Annotated in this window: 35 protein-coding genes and 1 pseudogene; all 36 read left to right on the forward strand. The window is 39.4% G+C overall.

The annotated features are described in order from the left end of the window. Positions 1-23: 23 nt before the first annotated feature. The 36 genes and pseudogenes from tuf (at position 24) to rplQ (ending at position 22,437) form a co-directional block, all read left to right on the forward strand. The gene (gene tuf / locus ACIPKN_RS15675) at positions 24-1,211 is read left to right on the forward strand and encodes an elongation factor Tu (protein ID WP_142509903.1); all 1,188 of its coding nucleotides are present in this window, start codon (positions 24-26) and stop codon (positions 1,209-1,211) included. Positions 1,212-1,731: 520 nt separating this feature from the next. Beyond that, a complete protein-coding gene (locus ACIPKN_RS15680; protein WP_400937715.1) occupies positions 1,732-2,415 on the forward strand; it encodes a response regulator transcription factor in 684 nt (227 codons plus the stop codon). 6 nt (positions 2,416-2,421) lie between these two features. Continuing rightward, positions 2,422-3,438 carry a sensor histidine kinase gene (locus ACIPKN_RS15685; RefSeq protein ID WP_400937665.1) on the forward strand — a complete coding sequence of 339 codons (1,017 nt, stop codon included), beginning with the start codon at positions 2,422-2,424 and terminating at the stop codon, positions 3,436-3,438. A 96-nt stretch (positions 3,439-3,534) separates the two neighbouring features. Further along, on the forward strand, positions 3,535-4,296 hold the full coding sequence (locus ACIPKN_RS15690) for an ABC transporter ATP-binding protein (RefSeq protein WP_142509900.1): 762 nt from the start codon (positions 3,535-3,537) through the stop codon (positions 4,294-4,296). Then, the gene (locus tag ACIPKN_RS15695; RefSeq protein ID WP_400937668.1) at positions 4,286-6,274 is read left to right on the forward strand and encodes an FtsX-like permease family protein; all 1,989 of its coding nucleotides are present in this window, start codon (positions 4,286-4,288) and stop codon (positions 6,272-6,274) included. Before ACIPKN_RS15690 ends, ACIPKN_RS15695 begins: the two co-directional genes overlap by 11 nt. Before the next feature lie 166 nt (positions 6,275-6,440). Continuing rightward, complete coding sequence (locus tag ACIPKN_RS15700; protein WP_400937671.1) at positions 6,441-7,757, forward strand: Na+/H+ antiporter family protein; 1,317 nt, start codon at positions 6,441-6,443, stop codon at positions 7,755-7,757. Between the two features lie 369 nt (positions 7,758-8,126). Beyond that, on the forward strand, positions 8,127-8,435 hold the full coding sequence (gene rpsJ / locus ACIPKN_RS15705) for a 30S ribosomal protein S10 (RefSeq protein WP_004233624.1): 309 nt from the start codon (positions 8,127-8,129) through the stop codon (positions 8,433-8,435). 45 nt (positions 8,436-8,480) lie between these two features. After that, positions 8,481-9,110 carry a 50S ribosomal protein L3 gene (gene rplC / locus ACIPKN_RS15710; RefSeq protein ID WP_142509896.1) on the forward strand — a complete coding sequence of 210 codons (630 nt, stop codon included), beginning with the start codon at positions 8,481-8,483 and terminating at the stop codon, positions 9,108-9,110. 26 nt (positions 9,111-9,136) lie between these two features. Beyond that, positions 9,137-9,760, forward strand: a complete 624-nt coding sequence (gene rplD, locus ACIPKN_RS15715) for a 50S ribosomal protein L4 (RefSeq protein ID WP_142509895.1) — start codon at positions 9,137-9,139, stop codon at positions 9,758-9,760. Beyond that, the gene (rplW, locus tag ACIPKN_RS15720; protein ID WP_053482811.1) at positions 9,760-10,044 is read left to right on the forward strand and encodes a 50S ribosomal protein L23; all 285 of its coding nucleotides are present in this window, start codon (positions 9,760-9,762) and stop codon (positions 10,042-10,044) included. Before rplD ends, rplW begins: the two co-directional genes overlap by 1 nt. Before the next feature lie 47 nt (positions 10,045-10,091). Beyond that, positions 10,092-10,922 carry a 50S ribosomal protein L2 gene (gene rplB, locus ACIPKN_RS15725; protein WP_036124661.1) on the forward strand — a complete coding sequence of 277 codons (831 nt, stop codon included), beginning with the start codon at positions 10,092-10,094 and terminating at the stop codon, positions 10,920-10,922. A 60-nt stretch (positions 10,923-10,982) separates the two neighbouring features. After that, the gene (gene rpsS / locus ACIPKN_RS15730) at positions 10,983-11,261 is read left to right on the forward strand and encodes a 30S ribosomal protein S19 (RefSeq protein WP_049662848.1); all 279 of its coding nucleotides are present in this window, start codon (positions 10,983-10,985) and stop codon (positions 11,259-11,261) included. A gap of 22 nt (positions 11,262-11,283) precedes the next feature. Continuing rightward, the gene (gene rplV, locus ACIPKN_RS15735) at positions 11,284-11,628 is read left to right on the forward strand and encodes a 50S ribosomal protein L22 (RefSeq protein WP_004233639.1); all 345 of its coding nucleotides are present in this window, start codon (positions 11,284-11,286) and stop codon (positions 11,626-11,628) included. Between the two features lie 3 nt (positions 11,629-11,631). Further along, positions 11,632-12,285 (forward strand): 30S ribosomal protein S3, encoded by a 654-nt coding sequence (gene rpsC / locus ACIPKN_RS15740; protein WP_049662850.1) that lies wholly within the window; start codon positions 11,632-11,634, stop codon positions 12,283-12,285. Between the two features lies 1 nt (position 12,286). After that, a complete protein-coding gene (rplP, locus tag ACIPKN_RS15745; RefSeq protein WP_010860599.1) occupies positions 12,287-12,721 on the forward strand; it encodes a 50S ribosomal protein L16 in 435 nt (144 codons plus the stop codon). Then, a complete protein-coding gene (rpmC, locus tag ACIPKN_RS15750; RefSeq protein ID WP_049662852.1) occupies positions 12,711-12,911 on the forward strand; it encodes a 50S ribosomal protein L29 in 201 nt (66 codons plus the stop codon). The genes rplP and rpmC overlap by 11 nt, the downstream gene beginning before the upstream one ends. 18 nt (positions 12,912-12,929) lie before the next feature. Next, on the forward strand, positions 12,930-13,193 hold the full coding sequence (rpsQ, locus tag ACIPKN_RS15755; protein ID WP_053482810.1) for a 30S ribosomal protein S17: 264 nt from the start codon (positions 12,930-12,932) through the stop codon (positions 13,191-13,193). 43 nt (positions 13,194-13,236) lie between these two features. Then, positions 13,237-13,605: a 50S ribosomal protein L14 gene (rplN, locus tag ACIPKN_RS15760; RefSeq protein ID WP_004233650.1), complete on the forward strand. Its 369-nt coding sequence runs from the start codon at positions 13,237-13,239 to the stop codon at positions 13,603-13,605. A 35-nt stretch (positions 13,606-13,640) separates the two neighbouring features. Then, positions 13,641-13,949: a 50S ribosomal protein L24 gene (rplX, locus tag ACIPKN_RS15765; RefSeq protein ID WP_053596063.1), complete on the forward strand. Its 309-nt coding sequence runs from the start codon at positions 13,641-13,643 to the stop codon at positions 13,947-13,949. 27 nt (positions 13,950-13,976) lie between these two features. Then, positions 13,977-14,516: a 50S ribosomal protein L5 gene (rplE, locus tag ACIPKN_RS15770; protein WP_079562362.1), complete on the forward strand. Its 540-nt coding sequence runs from the start codon at positions 13,977-13,979 to the stop codon at positions 14,514-14,516. A 21-nt stretch (positions 14,517-14,537) separates the two neighbouring features. Further along, positions 14,538-14,723: a type Z 30S ribosomal protein S14 gene (locus tag ACIPKN_RS15775; protein WP_004233656.1), complete on the forward strand. Its 186-nt coding sequence runs from the start codon at positions 14,538-14,540 to the stop codon at positions 14,721-14,723. A 29-nt stretch (positions 14,724-14,752) separates the two neighbouring features. Continuing rightward, positions 14,753-15,151: a 30S ribosomal protein S8 gene (gene rpsH, locus ACIPKN_RS15780; RefSeq protein ID WP_008181717.1), complete on the forward strand. Its 399-nt coding sequence runs from the start codon at positions 14,753-14,755 to the stop codon at positions 15,149-15,151. 30 nt (positions 15,152-15,181) lie between these two features. Then, positions 15,182-15,721, forward strand: coding sequence for a 50S ribosomal protein L6 (rplF, locus tag ACIPKN_RS15785; protein ID WP_100542760.1), 540 nt, complete (start codon positions 15,182-15,184; stop codon positions 15,719-15,721). 32 nt (positions 15,722-15,753) lie between these two features. Further along, entirely contained in the window at positions 15,754-16,113 is a 360-nt protein-coding gene (rplR, locus tag ACIPKN_RS15790) for a 50S ribosomal protein L18 (RefSeq protein ID WP_142509893.1), read from the forward strand. A gap of 21 nt (positions 16,114-16,134) precedes the next feature. Then, positions 16,135-16,638 carry a 30S ribosomal protein S5 gene (gene rpsE / locus ACIPKN_RS15795; RefSeq protein WP_049662867.1) on the forward strand — a complete coding sequence of 168 codons (504 nt, stop codon included), beginning with the start codon at positions 16,135-16,137 and terminating at the stop codon, positions 16,636-16,638. A gap of 13 nt (positions 16,639-16,651) precedes the next feature. After that, positions 16,652-16,834: a 50S ribosomal protein L30 gene (gene rpmD / locus ACIPKN_RS15800; protein WP_142509892.1), complete on the forward strand. Its 183-nt coding sequence runs from the start codon at positions 16,652-16,654 to the stop codon at positions 16,832-16,834. Between the two features lie 34 nt (positions 16,835-16,868). Beyond that, positions 16,869-17,309, forward strand: a complete 441-nt coding sequence (gene rplO / locus ACIPKN_RS15805; protein ID WP_142509891.1) for a 50S ribosomal protein L15 — start codon at positions 16,869-16,871, stop codon at positions 17,307-17,309. Next, positions 17,309-18,604, forward strand: a complete 1,296-nt coding sequence (gene secY, locus ACIPKN_RS15810) for a preprotein translocase subunit SecY (protein ID WP_400937681.1) — start codon at positions 17,309-17,311, stop codon at positions 18,602-18,604. Before rplO ends, secY begins: the two co-directional genes overlap by 1 nt. Positions 18,605-18,674: 70 nt before the next feature. After that, complete coding sequence (locus tag ACIPKN_RS15815) at positions 18,675-19,328, forward strand: adenylate kinase (RefSeq protein WP_142509889.1); 654 nt, start codon at positions 18,675-18,677, stop codon at positions 19,326-19,328. Between the two features lie 248 nt (positions 19,329-19,576). Further along, a pseudogene (locus ACIPKN_RS15820) lies at positions 19,577-19,654 on the forward strand (type I methionyl aminopeptidase); the annotation flags it as partial. A gap of 86 nt (positions 19,655-19,740) precedes the next feature. Beyond that, positions 19,741-19,959, forward strand: a complete 219-nt coding sequence (gene infA / locus ACIPKN_RS15825) for a translation initiation factor IF-1 (protein WP_004233690.1) — start codon at positions 19,741-19,743, stop codon at positions 19,957-19,959. Positions 19,960-19,996: 37 nt separating this feature from the next. Then, the gene (gene rpmJ / locus ACIPKN_RS15830) at positions 19,997-20,110 is read left to right on the forward strand and encodes a 50S ribosomal protein L36 (protein ID WP_000868344.1); all 114 of its coding nucleotides are present in this window, start codon (positions 19,997-19,999) and stop codon (positions 20,108-20,110) included. A 24-nt stretch (positions 20,111-20,134) separates the two neighbouring features. Then, positions 20,135-20,500, forward strand: coding sequence for a 30S ribosomal protein S13 (gene rpsM, locus ACIPKN_RS15835; RefSeq protein WP_049662875.1), 366 nt, complete (start codon positions 20,135-20,137; stop codon positions 20,498-20,500). A 25-nt stretch (positions 20,501-20,525) separates the two neighbouring features. Next, positions 20,526-20,915: a 30S ribosomal protein S11 gene (gene rpsK, locus ACIPKN_RS15840; RefSeq protein WP_142509888.1), complete on the forward strand. Its 390-nt coding sequence runs from the start codon at positions 20,526-20,528 to the stop codon at positions 20,913-20,915. 139 nt (positions 20,916-21,054) lie between these two features. Beyond that, a complete protein-coding gene (locus tag ACIPKN_RS15845) occupies positions 21,055-21,999 on the forward strand; it encodes a DNA-directed RNA polymerase subunit alpha (protein WP_004233733.1) in 945 nt (314 codons plus the stop codon). Between the two features lie 57 nt (positions 22,000-22,056). Continuing rightward, positions 22,057-22,437, forward strand: coding sequence for a 50S ribosomal protein L17 (rplQ, locus tag ACIPKN_RS15850; RefSeq protein WP_012296051.1), 381 nt, complete (start codon positions 22,057-22,059; stop codon positions 22,435-22,437). The last annotated feature ends 24 nt before the right edge of the window (positions 22,438-22,461 follow it).

The following is a 22,461-nucleotide window of genomic DNA, read 5'->3' on the forward strand; positions in this document are numbered from 1 at the left end:
TAATTTTGAGGAGGCAATCTCTAATGGCTAAAGAAAAATTCGACCGTTCAAAAACGCATGCTAACATTGGTACAATCGGACACGTTGACCATGGTAAAACTACTTTAACTGCTGCTATCGCAACAGTTCTTTCTAAAAAAATGGGTGGAGAAGCTAAATCATACGCTGATATCGATAACGCTCCAGAAGAAAAAGAACGTGGTATCACAATCAATACTTCTCACGTAGAATACGAAACTGATACTCGTCACTATGCACACGTTGACTGCCCAGGACACGCTGACTATGTTAAAAACATGATCACTGGTGCTGCACAAATGGACGGCGGTATCTTAGTAGTATCTGCTGCTGACGGCCCAATGCCACAAACTCGTGAACACATCCTTTTATCTCGTCAAGTAGGTGTTCCATACTTAGTAGTATTCATGAACAAATGTGATATGGTTGACGACGAAGAATTATTAGAATTAGTAGAAATGGAAATCCGTGACCTACTTTCTGAATATGACTTCCCAGGCGACGATCTTCCTGTAATCAAAGGTTCTGCTCTTAAAGCTCTTGAAGGTGAAGCAGAATGGGAAGAAAAAATCATTGAATTAATGGACGCTGTAGATTCTTACATCCCAACTCCAGAACGTCAAACTGACAAACCATTCATGATGCCAGTAGAGGACGTATTCTCTATCACTGGTCGTGGTACAGTTGCAACTGGCCGTGTTGAACGTGGTCAAGTTAAAGTTGGTGACGTTATTGAAATCATCGGTATCACTGAAGAAGCTAAATCTACAACTGTAACTGGTGTAGAAATGTTCCGTAAATTATTAGACTACGCTGAAGCTGGTGACAACATCGGTGCTTTACTTCGTGGTGTAGCTCGTGAAGAAATCCAACGTGGTCAAGTATTAGCTAAACCAGGCTCAATCACTCCACACACTAACTTCAAAGCTGAAGTTTATGTTTTATCAAAAGAAGAGGGTGGCCGTCATACTCCATTCTTCTCTAACTACCGTCCTCAGTTCTACTTCCGTACAACTGACGTAACAGGTATCTGTAACTTACCAGAAGGCGTTGAAATGGTAATGCCTGGCGATAACATCGAAATGACAGTAGAACTTATCGCTCCAATCGCTCTTGAAGAAGGTACTAAATTCTCTATCCGTGAGGGTGGCCGTACTGTAGGCGCTGGCGTAGTTGCTTCTATCCAAAAATAATTTTAGCGCAAGCTAATTTTCCAAACCAATCTGTAGGGACGCTTACAGATTGGTTTTTTTGTGTTAAAATATGTAAAGAATATTTGGTAATCTTAGTTGAATTAGATTATTTTATGTGTACATAATGGGTGAAATATCAAAAAGTAGAAATATCGACTTTTTACGAAACCGCTAGAGGTGAAAGCTAGTACCAGAGACATCCGCCGGAAGTTTTAACTTCTTTCAACGGATGTTTGGACAGCTGCTTAAAAAAGTTAAAATTAAAAGGCAGTGTAGCATGTAGAGTATAGAATCGCACCCCTTTTAATTACTATTAGCCGTTTAATAATTCATCTTTAAAAAGTTAGGATAATATTTGTTAAAAACGTATGATATATATAAATTGGTTGGAGTGGAGGCTGGGCGACTCCTCGGGGCTCATCGGACGCGCCCAGTCGGAGCGGAAATCAACCTCACGTTATGACGATTAGCCTATTTAATACATAAGAACACTTCATGGAAGGAGAATTTGCATATGGAAATGAAAATATTGCTAATTGAAGACGATCCATCAATTTTCGAAATGATTCAGACACGTTTTGCACAGTGGTCGCTTCAGGTTGTGGGTCCTAAAGATTTTCAAAAGGTAATGGATGATTTTATTGAACAAAAGCCACAGCTTGTATTGATTGACATTCAGCTTCCAGCTTATGATGGTTTTCATTGGTGTCGCGAAATACGTTATATCTCAAAGGTGCCAATTCTCTTTCTATCTTCACGAGACCACCCAATGGATATGGTCATGGCAATGCAAATGGGTGCGGATGACTTTGTACAAAAGCCTTTCCATATGGAAGTATTACTAGCAAAGGTACAAGCCATTTTACGTCGTACATATGATTATATAGAAGAATCTATGGATGTCACACGGTTCAATGGAGCAGTCATTGACTATGCACGCAGTGAAATTATGTATGAGGGTAATCTTGCCTCGCTAACTAAAAATGAACTCTTTATTTTACGTATTTTAGTGGAGAAGGCCGATCAAATAGTTTCAAGAGATGATTTAATGAGAAAGTTATGGGATGATGAACGCTTTGTTAATGATAATACATTGTCGGTAAATGTTAATCGATTACGTACTAAACTTGAGGATATAGGTTTGCAAGAAGCGATTTTAACTAAAAAGGGACTTGGTTATATGGCTGTAACACAAGGGAAGTGAGTGACAATGCTAATTTTATTTTTAAAAGAACGCCTCGCTTGGATAGGCTTTTTTGCTTTTATCATCGTTATGATCAATGTTTTATTCTCTTTAGACGCTGGATTAGAGGGAATATCTATTTGGTATATGAATATTAGTGTGCTTATTAGTTTTATGATTTTTCTTATTTGGCGATATATACTAGAAGTAAGGCAGTTAAAGGATTTCCTGGGAAATGTGGAAAGTCAACTCGATGATGTGCATGGCAAAAGTATGACGTTATCACCTTTTCAAGCAGCATACCTGATGAAAATTGAAGATGTATTTTATGATAAGAATACAGAGTTAAATCAAGCGAAGGTACAGCTGCAGGAATATTCGGATGAACTGCTAGCGTGGGTTCATGAAGTTAAGGCACCTTTAACTTCAATTAATTTAATGCTGGACCACGTAGAAGATTTGACACTACGTCGTAAATTAGAGACGGAGTGGTTAAGACTACATTTATTGGTCGATCAGCAGCTACACCAAACACGTTTAGCTTCTATTGAAAAAGATAATTATATGACAGAGGTCGAGCTAAGAACTGTGGTCTATAAGGAAATAAGAGCTATGCAGGCATGGTGTATTGAAAAAGGTATCGGTTTCGATGTTGAAGCGTTAACAGTGACAGTGATGACAGATGGAAAATGGCTAGCCTTTATCATCCGACAAATTCTGTCCAATGCGATTAAATATAGTCCTGCAAATTCAGAGGTATTGATTTTTACGGAAGTAGATGCTACTGGAGCAACATTACTACATATAAAAGATGCAGGTATTGGCATTCGTAAGGAGGATTTACCTCGAATCTTTCATAAGTCGTATACTGGGACAGCCGGTAGAGAGTCTGCACAATCAACAGGTATGGGTCTATACTTAGCACATAACGTGGCGCAGAAAATCGGCGTTCGTATAACTGTCCAATCTAATGTTGGGGAAGGTTCGATATTTACATTACGTTTTCCATTACAAAATGAATATGTCAAACTAACAGGTAGATGACGAAATTGTCACCTACCTTTTTATATTGTCATGTAAAACACACGAATTAGTGAAGAAGACAGGATACACTTGAACTATAGAAAGGGGCGTTTACAAGTGGCAGTTTTAATTGGTCGTAAAGTAAAAAAAGTATATGGCAAAAAATCAACAGCCCAAGAGGTTTTAAAGGGTATTGATTTAGAAGTTAGTAAAGGTGAATTTGTTGGTATTATGGGACCTTCAGGCTCTGGGAAGACAACACTTTTAAATGTTTTGTGTTCGATTGACTTTGCAACAGAAGGTGTAATTGAAATAAATGGTCAAAACTTACGTGGTATGAAGGAGAAGGCGTTAGCTAATTTCCGTCGTGAACAATTAGGATTCATATTCCAAGATTATAATTTGTTAGATACACTGACGGTAAAAGAAAATATTTTACTGCCGTTAGCTATTGGTCGGCTACCAAAGGCTGTGGCAGAGAGTCGCTTAAAAGAGCTTACTCATTTATTAGGTATTACTGAAATTTTAAATAAATATCCAAATGAAATATCGGGTGGTCAAAAGCAACGTACATCAGCAGCGCGTGCACTAATTACAAATCCGTCGCTTGTATTCGCTGATGAACCTACAGGCGCACTTGACTCAAAATCAGCTACTGCACTTTTAAAAAATCTACAAAGTATTAATGAGTCAAAAAAAGCAACGATTATGATGGTTACGCACGATGCGGTAGCAGCGAGTTTTTGTACCCGTGTTTTATTTTTAAAGGACGGACTCATTTATAGTGAGCTATATAAAGGAGATAAAACGAGACAGGCATTTTTCCAAGAAATCATGCATACGCAAAGTGTGCTAGGCGGTGACGGCTATGAGTCTTAGTAAACTCGTATTGCGCAGTATGAAGAAAAATATGAAGCATTATTATTTATATTTTTTCGCACTTATTTTTAGTGTTACTTTATATTTTTCTTTTGTGACATTGCAGAATAATGCTGAAGTGCTGGCTACAGTACAGGAGAGCGGTACAGCTACAGCGGGTTTTGCTGCGGCAACCTATATGCTGTACTTTATTGTCCTATTTTTTGTGCTTTATGCAAATCATCTATTTATGAAGCGTCGTAGTAAGGAAATAGGCTTGTATCAGCTAATAGGAATGACAAAGGGGCTTATTGTTCGCTTATTAGCGGTAGAAAGTATTCTATTATTTGTAGGCGCTATCGTATTAGGTATGCTTGCTGGGTTCTTTAGTTCGCGCTTATTTGCAATGATTTTACTGCGTGTACTCGAAAAAGAAGCGCTTGTGACGATGACATTTAGTATAGAGGCATTACAGCAATCTATCGTAGTATTTGCCATTCTTCTAGTCATTGTACTCGTGCAAATGGCTTGGATGATATACCGAGTGTCATTACTGTCATTATTCAGTGCTTCCAAGCAAGCTGATGAGCGCGTAAAACGTTTCAGCCCATTACAAATGGTTATTGGTTTTTTAGGGCTTGTATTTATTGTATATGGCTACTATGCATCAACTAAGCTTTTCGATATTAACTCTCAGGGTAATTTAACGCTTAATATGATTATTATTTTAGCAACTACCATTGGCGGAACGTTCCTTGTTTTCCGTTTCTCAGTAGCATTTATTATGAATTCAATTCGTCTTAAGAAAAATGGACATTTGACTGTGCGTGATGTATTAGCACTAACACCGATAATGCATCGCATGAAAGGTAATGCGAAATCATTAACGCTTATAACCGTTTTAACGGGTGTTTCACTGGGGGTTACAACATTAGCATATATAGCTTATTATTCAACAGGCTCGTCGTCATATAGCCAAGTGCCTGCAGATTATATTTTACTTGAAGATCACGGGCAGGAGTTCTTAAAGGAACTTGAAGAAAATAATATAGCTTTTGATAAAATAGAGTACCGAACACAAAGTGTTTTAGCTTCATTTTCACAATTATTATCTGAAAGTCAGCAAAATGCAGATAATCCCCTTTATGGTGCAGAAGGAAGCATTACTACAATTCCACTTTCTGATTATCAACAAATAGCCCCCGAAGCTTCCATTTCGGATTACGACGTTATTTTAACAAACTATGGTGGCTATATGGCAGAAATGTTTCCGCTTGAAAAGGATCGTGATGTAGATGTCACTATAGGAGGACCAGAGGAAACTAAGAAAGAGACGCTTCATGTTAAAGAGGTTCGGCATGAAAGTATTATAAGTGGTGCTATAACTGGTGGGCCTGGAGGACCGGTTTTCGTAGTTCCAGACGCATTGTTTGAAGAATTAGCTACTTACAATGTATTTGATTTGTTGTATAAACAAACCTCTATTAACTTAAAGAATAAAAGTGATTTAGCTTTAGCGGAGAATTTATATGATGAGAGTACGCATGTGAAAGAAAATGGGGCTGTTGTTTATAATCCATCCTATATAAAGTCCTATGAAAAACAACGCAAAGAGAATATCGAAACATTAGGTTTAACAATTTTCACCACGGCTTTTTTAGGCTTAGCATTTTTAATGACAACTGGTAGTATTTTATACTTTAAGCAAATGTCTGAGGCTGAAGAGGAGCGAGGCTCTTATACGATATTAAGAAAGATTGGCTTCGCTGAAAAAGATATTATGAAAGGTATATATATGAAACAAGCCTTTAATTTTGGTGTTCCATTAATAATAGGGCTGCTTCATAGTTACTTTGCTGTAAAGTCAGGATGGTTTTTATTCGGCTCAGAGTTAACTGTACCATTATGGATTGCTATGAGCTGTTATATAGCGTTATACGCTATTTTCGCTATACTTTCCGTCGGCTATTATAAAAAAGTTATTCGTGAATCATTATAATAGGAAGAAATCTAAAACAGTATGGTTATTTAAGATCATACTGTTTTTTTGTGTCGTTTAAATTTGGAAGATTATTATAGGGCTATAAAAATATCTTGACTTTCAATTGTTAGACGGTTAAAGTTTAACGTATTAGTAATCTAGTGTACGAAAGTGGAGTGTTGAAATGAACGCAGTAATTGTGGCAGTAGCTGTCATGTTAATATTAAGCTTGCTCCGTATCAATGTTGTTCTTTCTCTAGTGTTGGGGGCCTTTGCGGGAGGTCTAACAAGCGGAATGGGTATAGAAGCAACTGTAAAATCATTTACAGAAGGATTAGGGGCAGGCGCAACGATTGCTTTAAGCTATGGGTTGCTTGGTGGTTTTGCTATCGCCATTTCCAAAACAGGAATTCCTGAATTAATGATTGCATGGATTTTAAAGATATTAAATAAAAACGGTACAAGCAATCGAAAAGGTTTAGTAAAGGTTTTAATCTTCTTACTGATCTTCATGATGTCTATTTTCTCACAAAATTTAATTCCAATTCATATAGCCTTTATCCCATTATTGCTACCGCCACTCTTAAAAGTTTTAAATATGCTAGAAGTTGATCGACGAATTATCGCAACATTAATTGCTGTTGGTTTAATAGGAACATATAGTTTCGTTCCCGCTGGCTTCGGAGCTATATTCCAAGACATTGTATCTACGCAAGTATCTAAGGCTGGTATGGAGGTATCTTCACGTGATGTACCAGCAGCGATGGCTATACCCGTTCTAGGGATGCTAATTGGGTTATGTGGGGCCTTTTTCGTTTACCGAAAGCCTCGACAATATCAAAATAATGATGTGGAGACAGAGTCTTTAAACGTAAATGTTAGTAAGTATGTTATTGTCTCTACGACTGTGGCTTTAATTATCTCTCTATGCGCCCAAATTTATACTGATTCGATGATTGTAGGTGCTTTTGCAGGCATTATGATTATGTATTTCACTGGTGCACTTAAATGGAAAGAAGCAGATGAGATTCTTTCAGAAGGAATGAAGATGATGGCCTTTATTGGTTTCGTTATGATCGCAGCAAATGGCTTTGCATCTGTTATTAACGCCACAGGTCAAATAGATAGCTTAATTAATGGTTCGATAAACATTCTTCAAGGGAATACGAGTCTAGCTATATTTATTATGTTGGTCATTGGTTTAATTGTGACGATGGGAATCGGATCTTCCTTTGCGACAGTACCAATTATCGCGACCTTATTTGTTCCTCTTGCACAAGGGCTGGGATTGAGTCCTTTGGCGATTATTTGTCTAATAGGTACAGCAGGTGCTTTAGGTGATGCGGGCTCTCCTGCTTCAGATTCTACTCTTGGACCTACTGCTGGTTTAAATGTAGATGGACAGCATAATCACATTTGGGATACATGTGTGCCAACGTTCATTTTTATTAACATCCCACTTATTATATTTGGCTGGATTGCATGTGTGTTCTTCTTATAAAGTAATAGTAAGAGCGGTTTCTAAATAGTAGAGACTGCTTTTTTATATATTGGTACTACTTAATTGTTAGAAATGTCCGAAAACGTTGGTGTAATTGCCTTATGTGTTGCAAAGTACATTGAAATTTTATATACTAGTAAACGGCTTAGATAAGCGAGAAATATTAGTAGTAAGAATATCTGCAACATTTAAAAAGAATTTAGCGAAAGGCCTTGCTTATTCTTTTTTTATTGTGTATAATGTTGAATGTTGGTCTTTGACTGCGATGAAACGAGAGGTTGCCGACACACCCGGCCGCTTTGCCATGGCGGTGTGTGGGAAAATTTTCGTGGAGAATGTCTAGAAAATAGGCGAGAAGGAGGGAAAATAATGGCAAAACAAAAGATTCGTATTCGTTTAAAAGCGTATGATCACCGTATTTTAGATCAGTCTGCTGAGAAAATTGTGGAAACTGCAAAACGTTCAGGTGCAAGTGTATCAGGTCCGATTCCACTTCCAACTGAGAAGTCTGTGTACACGATTCTTCGTGCTGTTCACAAGTACAAAGATTCTCGTGAACAATTCGAAATGCGTACGCATAAACGTCTGATCGATATCGTTAACCCAACACCACAAACTGTTGATGCGTTAATGAAACTTGATTTACCATCTGGCGTTGATATTGAAATCAAACTTTAATGGTAAAAAATATAACTTTTTTAAAACTTACAGGAGGTGTGACAAATGGCTAAAGGAATCTTAGGTAGAAAAATTGGTATGACACAAGTTTTCGCTGAAAACGGCGATTTAATCCCGGTAACAGTTATCGAAGCTGCTCCAAACGTAGTTCTTCAAAAGAAAACTGTTGAAACAGACGGCTACGAAGCAATCCAAGTTGGTTTTGAAGACAAGCGTGTTAAGCTTTCTAACAAACCAGAACAAGGTCACGTAGCAAAAGCGAACACTGCTCCTAAGCGCTTCATCCGTGAATTCCGCAACGTAAACGTTGGAGAATACGAAGTTGGTCAAGAAGTCAAAGTAGAAATTTTCGCAGAAGGCGATGTAATTGATGTAACAGGTGTTACTAAAGGTAAAGGTTTCCAAGGTGTAATTAAACGCCATGGTCAATCTCGTGGTCCTATGGCCCACGGTTCTCGTTACCACCGTCGTCCTGGTTCAATGGGTCCAGTTGCTCCGAACCGCGTATTCAAACAAAAGAAATTACCTGGTCAAATGGGTGGCACTGTAGTTACAATCCAAAACTTAGAAATCGTGAAAGTTGATGCGGAACGTAACTTACTACTTGTTAAAGGTAATGTTCCTGGTTCTAAAAAAGCTCTAGTTACAGTTAAAACTGCAATTAAAGCTAAGTAATCACCTAAGGAAAGGAGGAAACAGGAATGACAAAAGTATCTGTACTTAGTCAAACAGGTGCTTCAGTTGGTGAAATCGAATTAAACGATGCGATTTTTGGAATCAAGCCAAATGAAGCAGTATTATTCGACGCTGTAGTAGCACAACGCGCTTCTCTTCGTCAAGGTAATCACAAGGTTAAAAACCGTTCTGAAGTTGCTGGTGGTGGTCGTAAACCATGGCGTCAAAAAGGAACTGGTCGTGCTCGTCAAGGTTCTATCCGTTCTCCACAATGGCGCGGTGGTGGTATCGTATTCGGTCCAACTCCACGTAGCTACTCTTATAAATTACCTAAAAAAGTTCGCCGCTTAGCTCTTAAATCAGCTTTATCAGCTAAAGTAGTAGAACAAAACTTCTTAGTTCTTGATGCTCTTACATTAGCAGCACCAAAAACAAAAGAATTTACAAAAATCCTTAAAGATCTTTCTCTAGAGAAAAAATCTTTATTCGTAACTGCTGACCTAGATGAAAACGTAGCATTATCTGCTCGTAACATCCCTGGTGTAACAGTTTTAACTGCAAATGGAATCAATGTTCTTGATCTATTAGGTCATGAAAAAGTTGTATTCACAAAATCTGCAGTAGAAAAAGTTGAGGAGGTGCTTGGATAATGGAAGCACGTGATATTTTAAAACGTCCGGTCATTACTGAGCGTTCTTCAGAACTTATGGCAGAGAAAAAGTATACTTTCGAAGTAGACACTCGCGCTAACAAAACTCAAGTAAAAGACGCTGTAGAAGAAATCTTTGGTGTAACAGTTGAGAAAGTAAACGTTCTTAACTACAAAGGTAAATTCAAACGCGTAGGCCGTTACGGTGGTTACACTAACAAACGTCGTAAAGCGATCGTTAAATTAACTGCTGATAGCAAAGAAATCGAATTATTCGAAATGTAATCCTTTATGGAATTATGATTTGAACAATCAAGAAGGAGGGAAACACAATGGCGATTAAAAAGTATAAACCTACCTCTAATGGTCGTCGTAATATGACGTCTTTAGACTTTGCGGAAATTACAACTAACAAGCCTGAGAAATCATTGCTTGAACCAACTAAACGCAAAGCTGGTCGTAATAACCAAGGTAAAATCACTGTTCGTCATCATGGCGGTGGACATAAGAAGCAATACCGTGTTATCGATTTCAAACGTGTAAAAGATGGCATTCCGGCTAAAGTTGCTACTATTGAATATGATCCAAACCGTTCTGCGAATATCGCATTAATCAACTACGCTGATGGAGCAAAAGCTTACATCTTAGCACCAAAAGGTCTAGAGGTTGGTCAAACAATCGTATCTGGTCCAGATGCTGATATTAAAGTAGGTAACGCATTACCATTAGCAAACATTCCAATGGGTACTACAATCCATAACATCGAGTTAAAACCTGGTAAAGGTGGACAATTAGTACGTTCTGCAGGTACTTCTGCTCAAGTACTTGGTCGTGAAGACAAATACGTAATCGTTCGTCTACAATCTGGTGAAGTACGTTTAGTGTTAGCTACTTGCCGCGCTACAATCGGTCAAGTTGGTAACGAACAACATGAACTAGTACACATCGGTAAAGCAGGTCGTAGCCGTTGGTTAGGTAAACGCCCAGAAGTTCGTGGTTCTGTAATGAACCCTAACGATCACCCACACGGCGGTGGTGAAGGACGTTCTCCAATCGGACGTAAATCACCAATGACTCCTTGGGGTAAACCAGCACTTGGTTACAAAACTCGCAAGAAGAAAAACAAATCGGATAAATTCATCATCCGTAGTCGTAAAAAATAAAGTGGTTAAACTACGGTTCTATGTGAGAGCCGTGGTGGAATCACGGAGGGAGGTTCCTACATGGGTCGCAGCTTGAAAAAAGGACCTTTTGTCGATGACCACTTAATGAAAAAAGTGGAAGCGCAAGAGGCTTCTGAGAAAAAACAAGTTATTAAAACTTGGTCTCGCCGTTCAACAATTTTCCCGACTTTTATCGGTTTAACGATTGCTGTTTATGATGGACGTAAACACGTTCCTGTATACGTAACAGAAGATATGGTAGGCCACAAACTTGGTGAATTCGCACCAACACGTGCTTACAAAGGTCACGGTGCAGACGACAAGAAAACAAGACGCTAATTTTGAGAGGAGGTAAATCCTAATGACACAAGCTAAAGCTATCGCTCGTACTGTTCGCATTGCTCCTCGTAAAGTCCGTCTAGTTGTAGACTTAATTCGAGGCAAGCAAGTTGGTGAGGCAGTTGCAATTTTACGTCATACTCCAAAAGCGGCGTCTCCAGTCGTTGAAAAAGTATTAAAATCTGCAGTTGCTAACGCTGAGCATAACTACGATCTTGACATCAACTCTTTAGTAGTTTCTGAAGTATTCGTTGATGAAGGTCCAACATTAAAACGTTTCCGTCCACGTGCACAAGGACGTGCAAGCGCAATTAACAAACGCACAAGCCACATTACTCTAGTGGTATCTGAGAAGAAGGAGGGTTAATCCGTGGGTCAAAAAGTACATCCAATAGGACTGCGCGTTGGTATTATTCGTGACTGGGAGTCAAAATGGTACGCTGAAAAAGACTATGCAACTCTACTTCACGAAGACATCAAAGTGCGTAAATATATTGAAACGGCTCTTAAAGACGCTTCTGTTTCTAAAGTAGAAATCGAACGCGCTGCAAACCGTGTAAACATTACAATTCACACTGCGAAACCAGGTATGGTAATCGGTAAAGGTGGTTCTGAAGTTGAGAATCTTCGTAAATACCTTAGCGATTTGACTGGTAAACGTGTACACATCAACATTATCGAAATCAAACGTGCTGATCTTGACGCTCGTCTAGTAGCTGAAAACATCGCTCGTCAATTAGAAAACCGTGTATCATTCCGTCGTGCGCAAAAGCAAGCGATCCAACGCACAATTCGTGCTGGTGCAAAAGGAATTAAAACACAAGTATCTGGTCGTTTAGGTGGCGCTGATATCGCGCGTGCTGAACACTATAGTGAAGGAACTGTTCCACTTCATACTCTACGTGCTGACATCGACTATGCACACGCAGAAGCTGACACTACTTACGGTAAATTAGGCGTTAAAGTATGGATCTACCGTGGTGAAGTTCTTCCTACGAAGAAATCTGTGGAAGGAGGCAAATAATATGTTATTGCCTAAACGCGTAAAATACCGTCGTGAACACCGCGGAAACATGCGTGGCGAAGCGAAAGGCGGTAAAGAAGTATCTTTCGGCGAATGGGGCTTACAAGCTCAAACAGCTAGCTGGATTACTAACCGTCAAATCGAATCTGCACGTATCGCGATGACTCGTTACATGAAACGTGGCGGTAAAGTTTGGATTAAAATCTTCCCGCACAAACCTTACACTAAAAAACCTCTAGAAGTCCGCATGGGTTCTGGTAAAGGTTCTCCTGAAGGTTGGGTTGCAGTAGTAAAACCAGGAAAAGTAATGTTCGAAATCGCTGGTGTATCTGAAGAGATCGCACGTGAAGCACTTCGTTTAGCATCACATAAGCTTCCTGTTAAATGTAAGATCGTAAAACGTCAAGAAACTGGTGGTGAATCTAATGAAAGCTAATGAAATCCGTGACCTTGCCACTTCTGAATTAGAATTGAAAGTGAAATCACTGAAAGAAGAGCTTTTCAACCTTCGCTTCCAATTGGCGACTGGTCAATTAGAAAACACAGCTCGTATTCGTGAAGTGCGTAAAGCAATCGCGCGTATGAAAACTGTTATTCGTGAAAGAGAAATCAGTGCAAACAACTGATAAAGGAGGTTTTCAAGTATGACTGAGCGTAATCAACGCAAAGTTTACACGGGCCGCGTTGTTTCAGATAAAATGGACAAAACTATTTCTGTTTTAGTTGAAACTCACAAAAAGCACAAGCTTTATGGTAAACGTGTAAAATACTCAAAAAAGTTTAAGGCTCATGATGAGTTAAACACAGCGAAAATCGGTGATATCGTACGTATCATGGAAACTCGCCCGCTATCAGCTACTAAACGTTTCCGTCTAGTTGAAGTTGTAGAAAAAGCGGTTATTATTTAATAACTATTTCGGAACAACCAATTTCCGAAGGGAGGTAACCTAAGTGATCCAACAAGAAAGTCGTATGAAAGTTGCTGACAACTCAGGTGCACGTGAAGTTCTTACAATTAAAGTCCTTGGTGGCTCTGGCCGTAAAACTGCTAACATCGGTGATATCGTTGTTTGTACAGTTAAGAAAGCAACACCAGGTGGCGTTGTTAAGAAGGGTGACGTTGTTAAAGCTGTTATCGTTCGTACTAAATCAGGCGTACGTCGTAAAGATGGTACGTACATCAAATTTGATGAAAATGCTTGTGTAATTATTCGTGATGATAAATCACCACGCGGAACTCGTATTTTCGGACCTGTTGCACGTGAATTACGTGACAGCAACTTCATGAAAATCGTTTCTCTAGCTCCAGAAGTTCTTTAATTTCATGATAGTGCCAATCAAGGAGGTGCGACAGCATGCATGTAAAAAAAGGTGACAAGGTTAAGGTTATCACTGGTAAGGACAAAGGCAAAGAAGGCGTTATTCTTGCTTCTTACCCTAAACAAGATCGCGTTCTTGTTGAAGGTGTAAACATCGTGAAAAAACACGTAAAACCTAACCAATTGAATCCACAAGGTGGAATTGTAAGCCAAGAGGCTGCAATTCACGTTTCGAACGTAATGCTAATCGATCCTAAATCTGGCGAGCCGACTCGTGTAGGTTATAAAATCGAAAACGGTAAAAAAGTTCGTGTTGCAAAAAAATCAGGTGCAGTAATCGACTAATTTCTATAAAAGAAGGGAGGTACACAAATGAGCCGCCTAAAAGAAAAATATTTAAATGAAGTTTCAACTGCTCTTATGAGCAAGTTTGGATATAAATCAGTTATGCAATTGCCGAAAGTTGACAAAATCGTTATCAACATGGGTGTTGGTGATGCAGTTCAAAACTCAAAAGCATTAGATGCAGCTGTAGAAGAATTAACAATTATCACTGGTCAAAAACCAGTTGTAACTAAAGCGAAAAAATCGATCGCAGGTTTCCGTCTACGTGAAGGTATGCCTATCGGTGCTAAAGTTACATTACGCGGTGAGCGTATGTATGAATTCTTGGACAAATTAATCTCAATTTCACTACCTCGTGTACGTGACTTCCGTGGTGTTTCTAAAAAAGCATTCGACGGTCGCGGTAACTACACTTTAGGTGTTAAAGAGCAATTAATTTTCCCAGAAATCGATTACGATAAAGTTTCAAAAGTACGCGGTATGGACATCGTGATCGTAACGACAGCGAATTCTGATGAAGAAGCTCGCGAGTTATTGACACAATTCGGTATGCCGTTCCAAAAGTAATTAAACAAGGAGGGCGAAAACGTGGCTAAAAAATCTATGATCGTTAAACAACAACGTAAGCAAAAGTTTAAAGTGCAAGAATATACACGTTGTGAACGCTGTGGCCGTCCACACTCTGTATATCGCAAATTCAAACTTTGCCGTATTTGTTTCCGAGAACTTGCATATAAGGGACAAATTCCTGGCGTGAAAAAAGCCAGCTGGTAATCCCCTAATTTGGGAAGGAGGTAAATGTAATGACAATGACTGATCCGATTGCAGATATGCTTACTCGCATTCGTAATGCGAACATGGTTCGTCACGAGAAGTTAGAAGTACCAGCTTCCAACGTGAAAAAAGAAATCGCTGAAATTTTAAAGCGTGAAGGTTTCGTACGTGACGTAGAATACGTGGAAGACAACAAACAAGGTATCATCCGTATCTTCTTAAAATACGGTAAAGATAACGAGCGCGTTATCACTGGTTTAAAACGTATTTCTAAACCTGGTCTACGAGTATACGCAAAAACAAATGAAGTTCCTAAAGTACTGAACGGTCTTGGTATCGCTTTAGTGTCAACTTCACAAGGTTTATTAACAGATAAAGAAGCTCGCGCTAAACAAGTTGGCGGCGAAGTTCTAGCATACGTTTGGTAATTAGCAATAAATGAATGGAGGTGCAACTAAATGTCTCGTGTAGGTAAAAAAATTATCGAGGTACCAGCTAACGTAACTGTTACTGTTGCAGCTGACAACTCAGTTACCGTTAAAGGTCCTAAAGGCGAACTTGTTCGTTCTTTCCACCAAGATATGAAAATTGAGCAAGAAGGTAACGTAATCACTGTATCTCGTCCTTCTGATTCAAAAGAACACCGCACAAACCACGGTACGACTCGTGCGCTATTAGCGAACATGGTTACTGGTGTTTCTGTAGGTTTCGAAAAATCATTAGAACTTATCGGTGTCGGTTACCGTGCGCAATTACAAGGAAAAAAACTTGTTCTTAACGTAGGTTATTCACATCCAGTTGAGTTCACACCTGAAGATGGTCTAGAAGTTGAAGTTCCTTCAAACACTAAAATCATCGTTAAAGGTATCAGCAAAGAACGTGTTGGTGCTCTTGCATCTAACATCCGTGACGTGCGTCCACCAGAGCCTTACAAAGGTAAAGGTATCCGTTATGAAGGCGAATACGTTCGTCGTAAAGAAGGTAAAACAGGTAAATAATGCTGCTTAAGCATTAGAAAGGAGTGACCCTTGTGATTACGAAACAAGATAAAAATCAGGTTCGTAAAAAACGTCATGCACGCGTACGTTCTAAAATTTCGGGTACTGCTGAGCGTCCACGCTTAAACGTATTCCGTTCTAACAAGAACATCTACGCGCAACTAATCGATGACGTAGCAGGCGTAACAATCGTTAGCGCATCTTCTCAAGAAAATGGTTTTGAAAGTGCTGGTAGCAATGTTGATGCTGCAACTAAAGTCGGTGAAACAATCGCAAAACGCGCTACGGAAAAAAATATTACTGCTGTAGTATTTGACCGTGGTGGTTACTTATATCATGGACGTGTTAAAGCTTTAGCTGAAGCTGCACGTGAGAACGGTTTAGAATTTTAATAAAAAGGAGGGACACATTTCATGAGTCGAATTGACGCAAACAAACTTGGAGAACTTGAAGAACGCGTAGTTACTATTAACCGTGTTGCTAAAGTTGTTAAAGGTGGACGTCGCTTCCGCTTCACAGCATTAGTTGTAGTTGGCGATAAAAACGGTCACGTTGGTTTCGGTACTGGTAAAGCTCAAGAGGTGCCAGATGCTATCCGTAAAGCTGTTGAAGATGCGAAGAAAAACTTAATCGAAGTGCCACGCGTAGGTGGAACAACTCCACACTTAGTGCAAGGTCGCTTTGGTGCAGGAGAAATCCTAATTAAACCTGCTGCTCCTGGTACAGGAGTTATCGCTGGTGGTCCAGTACGTGCCGTACTAGAACTTGCTGGTATTACTGATATTCTTTCAAAATCACTTGGAACTAACACACCAATCAATATGGTGCGTGCAACTGTTCAAGGTTTAACTGAATTAAAACGCGTAGAGGACGTAGCTAAATTACGTGGTAAATCAGTGGAAGAAATATTAGGATAAGGGGGGAAAGATAATGGCTAACAAATTAGAAATCACCCTTACAAAATCTGTGATTGGTTCTAAACCAGCACAACGCAAAACTATTGAAGCACTAGGTTTACGTAAATTAAACCAAACTGTTGAGAAAGTTGATAATGCAGCTACTCGCGGTATGATTGATGTAGTAGCTCACTTAGTTACTGTAAAAGAAAACTAATTTTTAATTAACGAACAAGGAGGTGCCATCCAATATGAAACTTCATGAGTTAAAACCAGCAGAAGGTTCCCGTAAAGTACGTAACCGCGTAGGTCGCGGTATCGGTTCTGGTAACGGTAAAACTGCAGGTAGAGGTCATAAAGGTCAAAACTCTCGTTCTGGCGGCGGTGTACGCCCTGGATTCGAAGGTGGTCAAAACCCTTTATTCCGTCGTTTACCGAAACGCGGCTTTACTAACATTAACCGTAAAGAATACGCGATCGTTAATCTTGACACATTAAACCGTTTTGAAGATGGTGCAGAAGTAACAACTGCATTATTACTTGAATCAGGTTTAGTGAGCAATGAAAAAGCTGGAATTAAAGTTCTTGGAAACGGAACTCTTGATAAAAAGCTTACAGTAAAAGCTCATAAATTCTCTGCTTCAGCTAAAGAAGCAATCGAGAATGCCGGCGGAACTACTGAGGTGATTTAATGTTTCAGACGATCTCTAACTTTATGCGTGTTCGAGATATACGAAATAAAATCATTTTCACTCTTTTAATGTTAATCGTTTTCCGTATTGGTACGTTTGTACCAGTGCCAAACGTTGACGCTAATGTATTAAAGGTAACTGATGAGTTCAACCTCGTTGGTTTCCTGAATACTTTTGGCGGTGGTGCTTTGAAAAACTTCTCTATCTTCGCGATGGGAATATATCCATACATCACGGCCTCAATTATTGTTCAGTTATTGCAAATGGACGTAGTACCGAAATTTGCTGAGTGGGCAAAGCAAGGTGAAGTCGGAAGACGTAAACTTGCTCAATTTACTCGTTACTTTACAATTGTTCTTGCCTTTATTCAATCATTCGCAATGTCATTTGGTTTTAACAAAATGTATGGTGGATCATTGATTAAAGAAGAAGGAATATTAACATATGTTACGATTTCTATTGTATTAACGGCGGGTACAGCATTCCTAGTATGGCTTGCTGAACAAATTACTGCGCATGGTGTTGGTAATGGTATTTCAATTGTAATTTTCGCAGGTATCGTTGCGGCATTACCGAATGGCATTAACCAAATCTATGCACAGCAAATCGAGGGCGCTGGAGATAAGCTATTTATCAATCTAGTAATTCTTGGTTTACTTATCTTAGTTATGCTTGCAGTTGTTGTTGGAGTTATCTACGTGCAACAAGCACTACGTAAAATTCCAATTCAATATGCTAAACGAGTTACTGGACGCAACCAACAAACAGGTGCTCAACAAACGCATTTACCGTTAAAAGTAAATGCTGCAGGGGTTATTCCGGTAATCTTTGCATCAGCGTTTCTGATGACACCACGTACGTTAGCTCCGTTCTTTGGCGAAGGTGCTGTAACAACATTCATTGAGAACACGTTTGATTATTCTAAACCTGTTGGGATGATTGTTTACATTGCATTGATCGTCGCGTTCACATATTTCTATGCATTCGTACAAGTGAATCCAGAAAATGTGGCAGATAACTTGAAAAAGCAAGGTGCTTACATTCCAGGTATTCGTCCGGGTGAAAGTACGCAAACGTATTTAACAAGCGTGTTATATCGTCTGACATTTGTCGGTGCGATTTTCTTAACTGTTATTTCAGTAATGCCGGTTATATTCATAAACATTATGAAACTACCTGCCACAGTGCAGATCGGTGGTACTAGTATTATTATCGTAGTCGGCGTAGCGCTGGAAACGATGAAACAGCTAGAATCTCAACTTGTTAAACGTCACTACAAAGGCTTTATGAAGTAATGTTGGTTTTTAGGGAACGTTTTATCGTTTCCTGAAATCAGCAAACCTTTTGTGGGAGGATTATTTCCGTATGAATATCGTTTTAATGGGTCTGCCAGGTGCTGGTAAAGGTACACAGGCAGATAAAATTGTTGAGAAGTACGCGATTCCTCATATTTCTACAGGCGATATGTTCCGTGCTGCTATGAAAGATGGTACAGAACTAGGCTTGCAGGCTAAATCGTTTATTGATCAAGGTGCTCTAGTACCTGATGAAGTAACGATTGGTATTGTTCGTGAACGACTTGCTAAACATGATTGTGAAAAGGGCTTCTTATTAGATGGATTCCCACGTACTGTTCCTCAAGCTGAAGCTTTAGACAGCATTCTTGCTGATCTTGGTAAAGCTATTGAGCATACAATTAACATTCAAGTTGAAAAAGATGAGCTAGTTGCTCGTCTATCAGGTCGTCGTATTTGTAAAACTTGTGGTACATCTTATCACCTTGTTTTCAATCCTCCAGCTGAGGAAGGAAAATGTGATAAAGATGGTGGCGAGCTTTATACACGTGCGGATGATAATCCTGAAACGGTTGCAAACCGTCTGGAAGTAAATATGAAACAAGCACAACCTTTACTTGACTACTATGAAGTAAAAGGTGTGTTAACAAATATTGATGGACAGCAAGATATTAACAAAGTGTTTGCTGATCTTGATGCTCTATTACAGGGCAGCCGCAGCTGATACCCGGCTCCGGGCGCAGAATACTGCTTCCGCGGGAGGCATGCGGGAGCAACAACGAAACATAATTTTTTGAGAGTTGCAAAAGCATATTGTGCCCGGTATATATTTCTTTTAAAAAGTGCAACATTACTTTTGAAAGAGTATAATGGGTTTCGTGGAAGCATCTGTGTAACGGGTATGAATATCTCATCAAAGACATTCCGGTATTCGTGTAAACATGGGAGGTTCAGTGCCCTTAATGGTTCTGTATGTTCCGTGGATTGTGTGAAGCGAAACCAGACGAGCGTCTTTCAAACATCTCTCATACAATCCAAACATATGTTGAAACGAGGTTGCTTCTATAGTTGCAGCAGATATCCGTTTGATGTAACGATGAGAACTTTAATTTGCATATAGAGAGGAGACAGAGTAGATGGCGAAAGATGATGTAATTGAAGTCGAAGGGACAGTTGTTGAGACTTTGCCAAACGCGATGTTTAAGGTAGAATTAGAAAATGGACATGTAATTCTAGCACACGTTTCTGGTAAGATTCGTATGCACTTTATCCGTATTCTACCTGGAGATAAGGTTACTATCGAGTTATCACCTTATGATTTAACTCGCGGTCGTATCACATACCGTTTTAAATAATCTTTTGCGCTCCGGACTACTAAGGAGGTTAGGTTAGATGAAAGTGAGACCATCTGTAAAACCGATCTGCGAAAAATGTAAAGTAATTCGCCGACGCGGTAAAGTAATGGTAATTTGTGAAAATCCTAAACACAAACAAAAACAAGGATAATTTTAAAGGAGGTGCACAACGTACATGGCACGTATTGCTGGTGTTGACATTCCTCGCGACAAACGCGTGGTAATTTCATTAACTTACATTTACGGTATTGGTAAAACTACAGCTCAGAAAGTATTAGCTGACGCAGGTATTTCAGAAGATACACGCGTACGCGACTTAACTGAAGATGAGTTAAACAAAATCCGTGAACAATTAGACTCATACAAACTTGAAGGTGACTTACGTCGCGAAACTTCATTAAATATTAAACGTCTGATGGAAATCGGTTCATTCCGTGGTATCCGTCACCGTCGTGGTTTACCTGTTCGTGGTCAAAATACGAAGAACAATGCGCGTACGCGTAAAGGTCCTCGTAAAACAGTAGCGAACAAGAAAAAATAATCAGTAAAGGAGGTTCCTTCTTAACATGGCTCGTAAACAACAAACTCGTAAACGTCGTGTGAAAAAGAATATCGAATCTGGTATTGCACACATTCGTTCTACATTCAACAATACAATCGTAACGATTACAGATATGCAAGGTAACGCTGTATCTTGGTCAAGTGCTGGTGCTCTTGGTTTCCGTGGTTCACGTAAATCTACACCATTCGCTGCTCAAATGGCTGCAGAAACTGCTGCTAAATCATCCCTTGAACATGGTCTGAAAACGTTGGAAGTAACTGTTAAAGGTCCTGGTGCAGGTCGTGAAGCTGCAATTCGTGCACTTCAAGCTGCTGGTTTAGATGTAACTGCTATTAAAGACGTTACTCCAGTTCCTCATAATGGTTGCCGTCCGCCAAAACGTCGTCGCGTGTAATGGGTGCGTCTCATATTGTATGAGAACATCATTTTTTGTACAGACTGTCTTGTGCAGATAATAAACGATACGTCATTGACGATCGAATCTATGATGGAAAGAACCTATACATTCGATGTTTTGAAGGAGGGTAAATAAAATGATCGAAATTGAAAAACCAAAGATTGAAACGGTGGAGATCAGCGAAGATTCCAAATATGGAAAGTTTGTTGTAGAACCGCTTGAACGCGGATATGGAAACACTTTGGGTAATTCTTTACGTCGTATCCTTCTGTCTTCATTACCAGGAGCTGCTGTCACTTCAATTCAAATTGACGGTGTTCTTCACGAATTCTCAACTGTAGAAGGCGTTGTAGAGGATGTAGCTTCAATTATTTTGAACGTGAAAAAACTAGCTCTTAAAATCTACTCTGACGAAGAAAAAGTTATTGAGATTGATGTAAAAGGCGATGGTACAGTTACAGCTGCTGACATTACACATGACAGTGATGTAGAAATTTTAAACCCGGATCTATATATTGCAACAATCGCTAAAAACGGTCATTTACGTATGCGTATGTACGCACAACGCGGCCGTGGTTACACTCCTGCTGATCAAAACAAACGTGAGGATCTTCCTATCGGCGTGATCCCGATCGACTCTATTTACACTCCAGTATCACGCGTCAATTTCCAAGTGGAAAATACTCGTGTAGGTCAGTCTTCTGACTACGATAAACTTTCTCTTGATGTGTGGACAGATGGTAGCATCGGTCCGAAAGAGGCGATTTCGCTCGGAGCAAAAATTTTAACCGAGCATCTAAACATCTTCGTTGGCATGACAGATGAGGCACAAACAGCTGAAATCATGGTCGAAAAAGAAGAAGATCAAAAAGAAAAAGTTTTAGAGATGACTATCGAAGAACTTGATCTTTCTGTCCGTTCTTACAACTGCTTAAAACGCGCTGGTATTAACACAGTACTAGAACTTGCGAATAAGTCAGAAGACGATATGATGAAAGTTCGTAACCTTGGACGTAAGTCACTTGAAGAGGTAAAAGCGAAGTTAGAAGAGCTTGGTTTAGGGTTACGCAAAGAAGACTAAGCGATTTAAACAAAACTTACAAGATCAGATATTTTTTTATAAAGGAGGGAAACATCCATGGGTTACAGAAAACTTGGTCGTACAAGTTCTCAACGTAAAGCGATGTTACGTGACTTAGCTACTGATTTAATCATCAACGAGCGTATCGAAACTACTGAGGCTCGCGCTAAAGAAGTACGTAAAGCTGTTGAAAAAATGATTACTTTAGGTAAACGCGGTGATTTACATGCACGCCGTCAAGCTGCTGCATTCATCCGTCGTGAACTAGTAACAACTACTGATGCAGAAGGTAACGAAACAACTTCATTTGCACTTCAAAAGTTATTTGATGATGTTGCACCACGTTATGCAGAGCGTCAAGGTGGTTACACTCGTATTCTTAAAGTAGGTCCTCGTCGTGGTGACGGTGCACCTGTTGTAGTGATTGAATTAGTTTAATCATTAGAGAAGACAAGTGATGAA

It is taken from the genome of Lysinibacillus sp. NPDC086135 (assembly GCF_044746345.1).
GTDB lineage: Bacteria > Bacillota > Bacilli > Bacillales_A > Planococcaceae > Lysinibacillus.

What these genes read in the sequence shown, in the direction of transcription:
- rplE (WP_079562362.1), top strand. Translation starts at nt 13,977, where the DNA reads ATGAGCCGCCTAAAAGAAAAATATTTAAATGAAGTTTCAACTGCTCTT.
- rplB (WP_036124661.1), top strand. Translation starts at nt 10,092, where the DNA reads ATGGCGATTAAAAAGTATAAACCTACCTCTAATGGTCGTCGTAATATG.
- tuf (WP_142509903.1), top strand. Translation starts at nt 24, where the DNA reads ATGGCTAAAGAAAAATTCGACCGTTCAAAAACGCATGCTAACATTGGT.
- rplV (WP_004233639.1), top strand. Translation starts at nt 11,284, where the DNA reads ATGACACAAGCTAAAGCTATCGCTCGTACTGTTCGCATTGCTCCTCGT.
- infA (WP_004233690.1), top strand. Translation starts at nt 19,741, where the DNA reads ATGGCGAAAGATGATGTAATTGAAGTCGAAGGGACAGTTGTTGAGACT.
- rpmC (WP_049662852.1), top strand. Translation starts at nt 12,711, where the DNA reads ATGAAAGCTAATGAAATCCGTGACCTTGCCACTTCTGAATTAGAATTG.
- rplO (WP_142509891.1), top strand. Translation starts at nt 16,869, where the DNA reads ATGAAACTTCATGAGTTAAAACCAGCAGAAGGTTCCCGTAAAGTACGT.
- rpsJ (WP_004233624.1), top strand. Translation starts at nt 8,127, where the DNA reads ATGGCAAAACAAAAGATTCGTATTCGTTTAAAAGCGTATGATCACCGT.
- rpsH (WP_008181717.1), top strand. Translation starts at nt 14,753, where the DNA reads ATGACAATGACTGATCCGATTGCAGATATGCTTACTCGCATTCGTAAT.
- rpsQ (WP_053482810.1), top strand. Translation starts at nt 12,930, where the DNA reads ATGACTGAGCGTAATCAACGCAAAGTTTACACGGGCCGCGTTGTTTCA.
- ACIPKN_RS15700 (WP_400937671.1), top strand. Translation starts at nt 6,441, where the DNA reads ATGAACGCAGTAATTGTGGCAGTAGCTGTCATGTTAATATTAAGCTTG.
- rplX (WP_053596063.1), top strand. Translation starts at nt 13,641, where the DNA reads ATGCATGTAAAAAAAGGTGACAAGGTTAAGGTTATCACTGGTAAGGAC.
- ACIPKN_RS15845 (WP_004233733.1), top strand. Translation starts at nt 21,055, where the DNA reads ATGATCGAAATTGAAAAACCAAAGATTGAAACGGTGGAGATCAGCGAA.
- rpsE (WP_049662867.1), top strand. Translation starts at nt 16,135, where the DNA reads ATGAGTCGAATTGACGCAAACAAACTTGGAGAACTTGAAGAACGCGTA.
- rpsM (WP_049662875.1), top strand. Translation starts at nt 20,135, where the DNA reads ATGGCACGTATTGCTGGTGTTGACATTCCTCGCGACAAACGCGTGGTA.
- rplD (WP_142509895.1), top strand. Translation starts at nt 9,137, where the DNA reads ATGACAAAAGTATCTGTACTTAGTCAAACAGGTGCTTCAGTTGGTGAA.
- rpmJ (WP_000868344.1), top strand. Translation starts at nt 19,997, where the DNA reads ATGAAAGTGAGACCATCTGTAAAACCGATCTGCGAAAAATGTAAAGTA.
- rplC (WP_142509896.1), top strand. Translation starts at nt 8,481, where the DNA reads ATGGCTAAAGGAATCTTAGGTAGAAAAATTGGTATGACACAAGTTTTC.
- rplQ (WP_012296051.1), top strand. Translation starts at nt 22,057, where the DNA reads ATGGGTTACAGAAAACTTGGTCGTACAAGTTCTCAACGTAAAGCGATG.
- rpsK (WP_142509888.1), top strand. Translation starts at nt 20,526, where the DNA reads ATGGCTCGTAAACAACAAACTCGTAAACGTCGTGTGAAAAAGAATATC.
- rplP (WP_010860599.1), top strand. Translation starts at nt 12,287, where the DNA reads ATGTTATTGCCTAAACGCGTAAAATACCGTCGTGAACACCGCGGAAAC.
- ACIPKN_RS15695 (WP_400937668.1), top strand. Translation starts at nt 4,286, where the DNA reads ATGAGTCTTAGTAAACTCGTATTGCGCAGTATGAAGAAAAATATGAAG.
- rplF (WP_100542760.1), top strand. Translation starts at nt 15,182, where the DNA reads ATGTCTCGTGTAGGTAAAAAAATTATCGAGGTACCAGCTAACGTAACT.
- rpmD (WP_142509892.1), top strand. Translation starts at nt 16,652, where the DNA reads ATGGCTAACAAATTAGAAATCACCCTTACAAAATCTGTGATTGGTTCT.
- rpsS (WP_049662848.1), top strand. Translation starts at nt 10,983, where the DNA reads ATGGGTCGCAGCTTGAAAAAAGGACCTTTTGTCGATGACCACTTAATG.
- ACIPKN_RS15685 (WP_400937665.1), top strand. Translation starts at nt 2,422, where the DNA reads ATGCTAATTTTATTTTTAAAAGAACGCCTCGCTTGGATAGGCTTTTTT.
- rplW (WP_053482811.1), top strand. Translation starts at nt 9,760, where the DNA reads ATGGAAGCACGTGATATTTTAAAACGTCCGGTCATTACTGAGCGTTCT.
- secY (WP_400937681.1), top strand. Translation starts at nt 17,309, where the DNA reads ATGTTTCAGACGATCTCTAACTTTATGCGTGTTCGAGATATACGAAAT.
- ACIPKN_RS15815 (WP_142509889.1), top strand. Translation starts at nt 18,675, where the DNA reads ATGAATATCGTTTTAATGGGTCTGCCAGGTGCTGGTAAAGGTACACAG.
- ACIPKN_RS15680 (WP_400937715.1), top strand. Translation starts at nt 1,732, where the DNA reads ATGAAAATATTGCTAATTGAAGACGATCCATCAATTTTCGAAATGATT.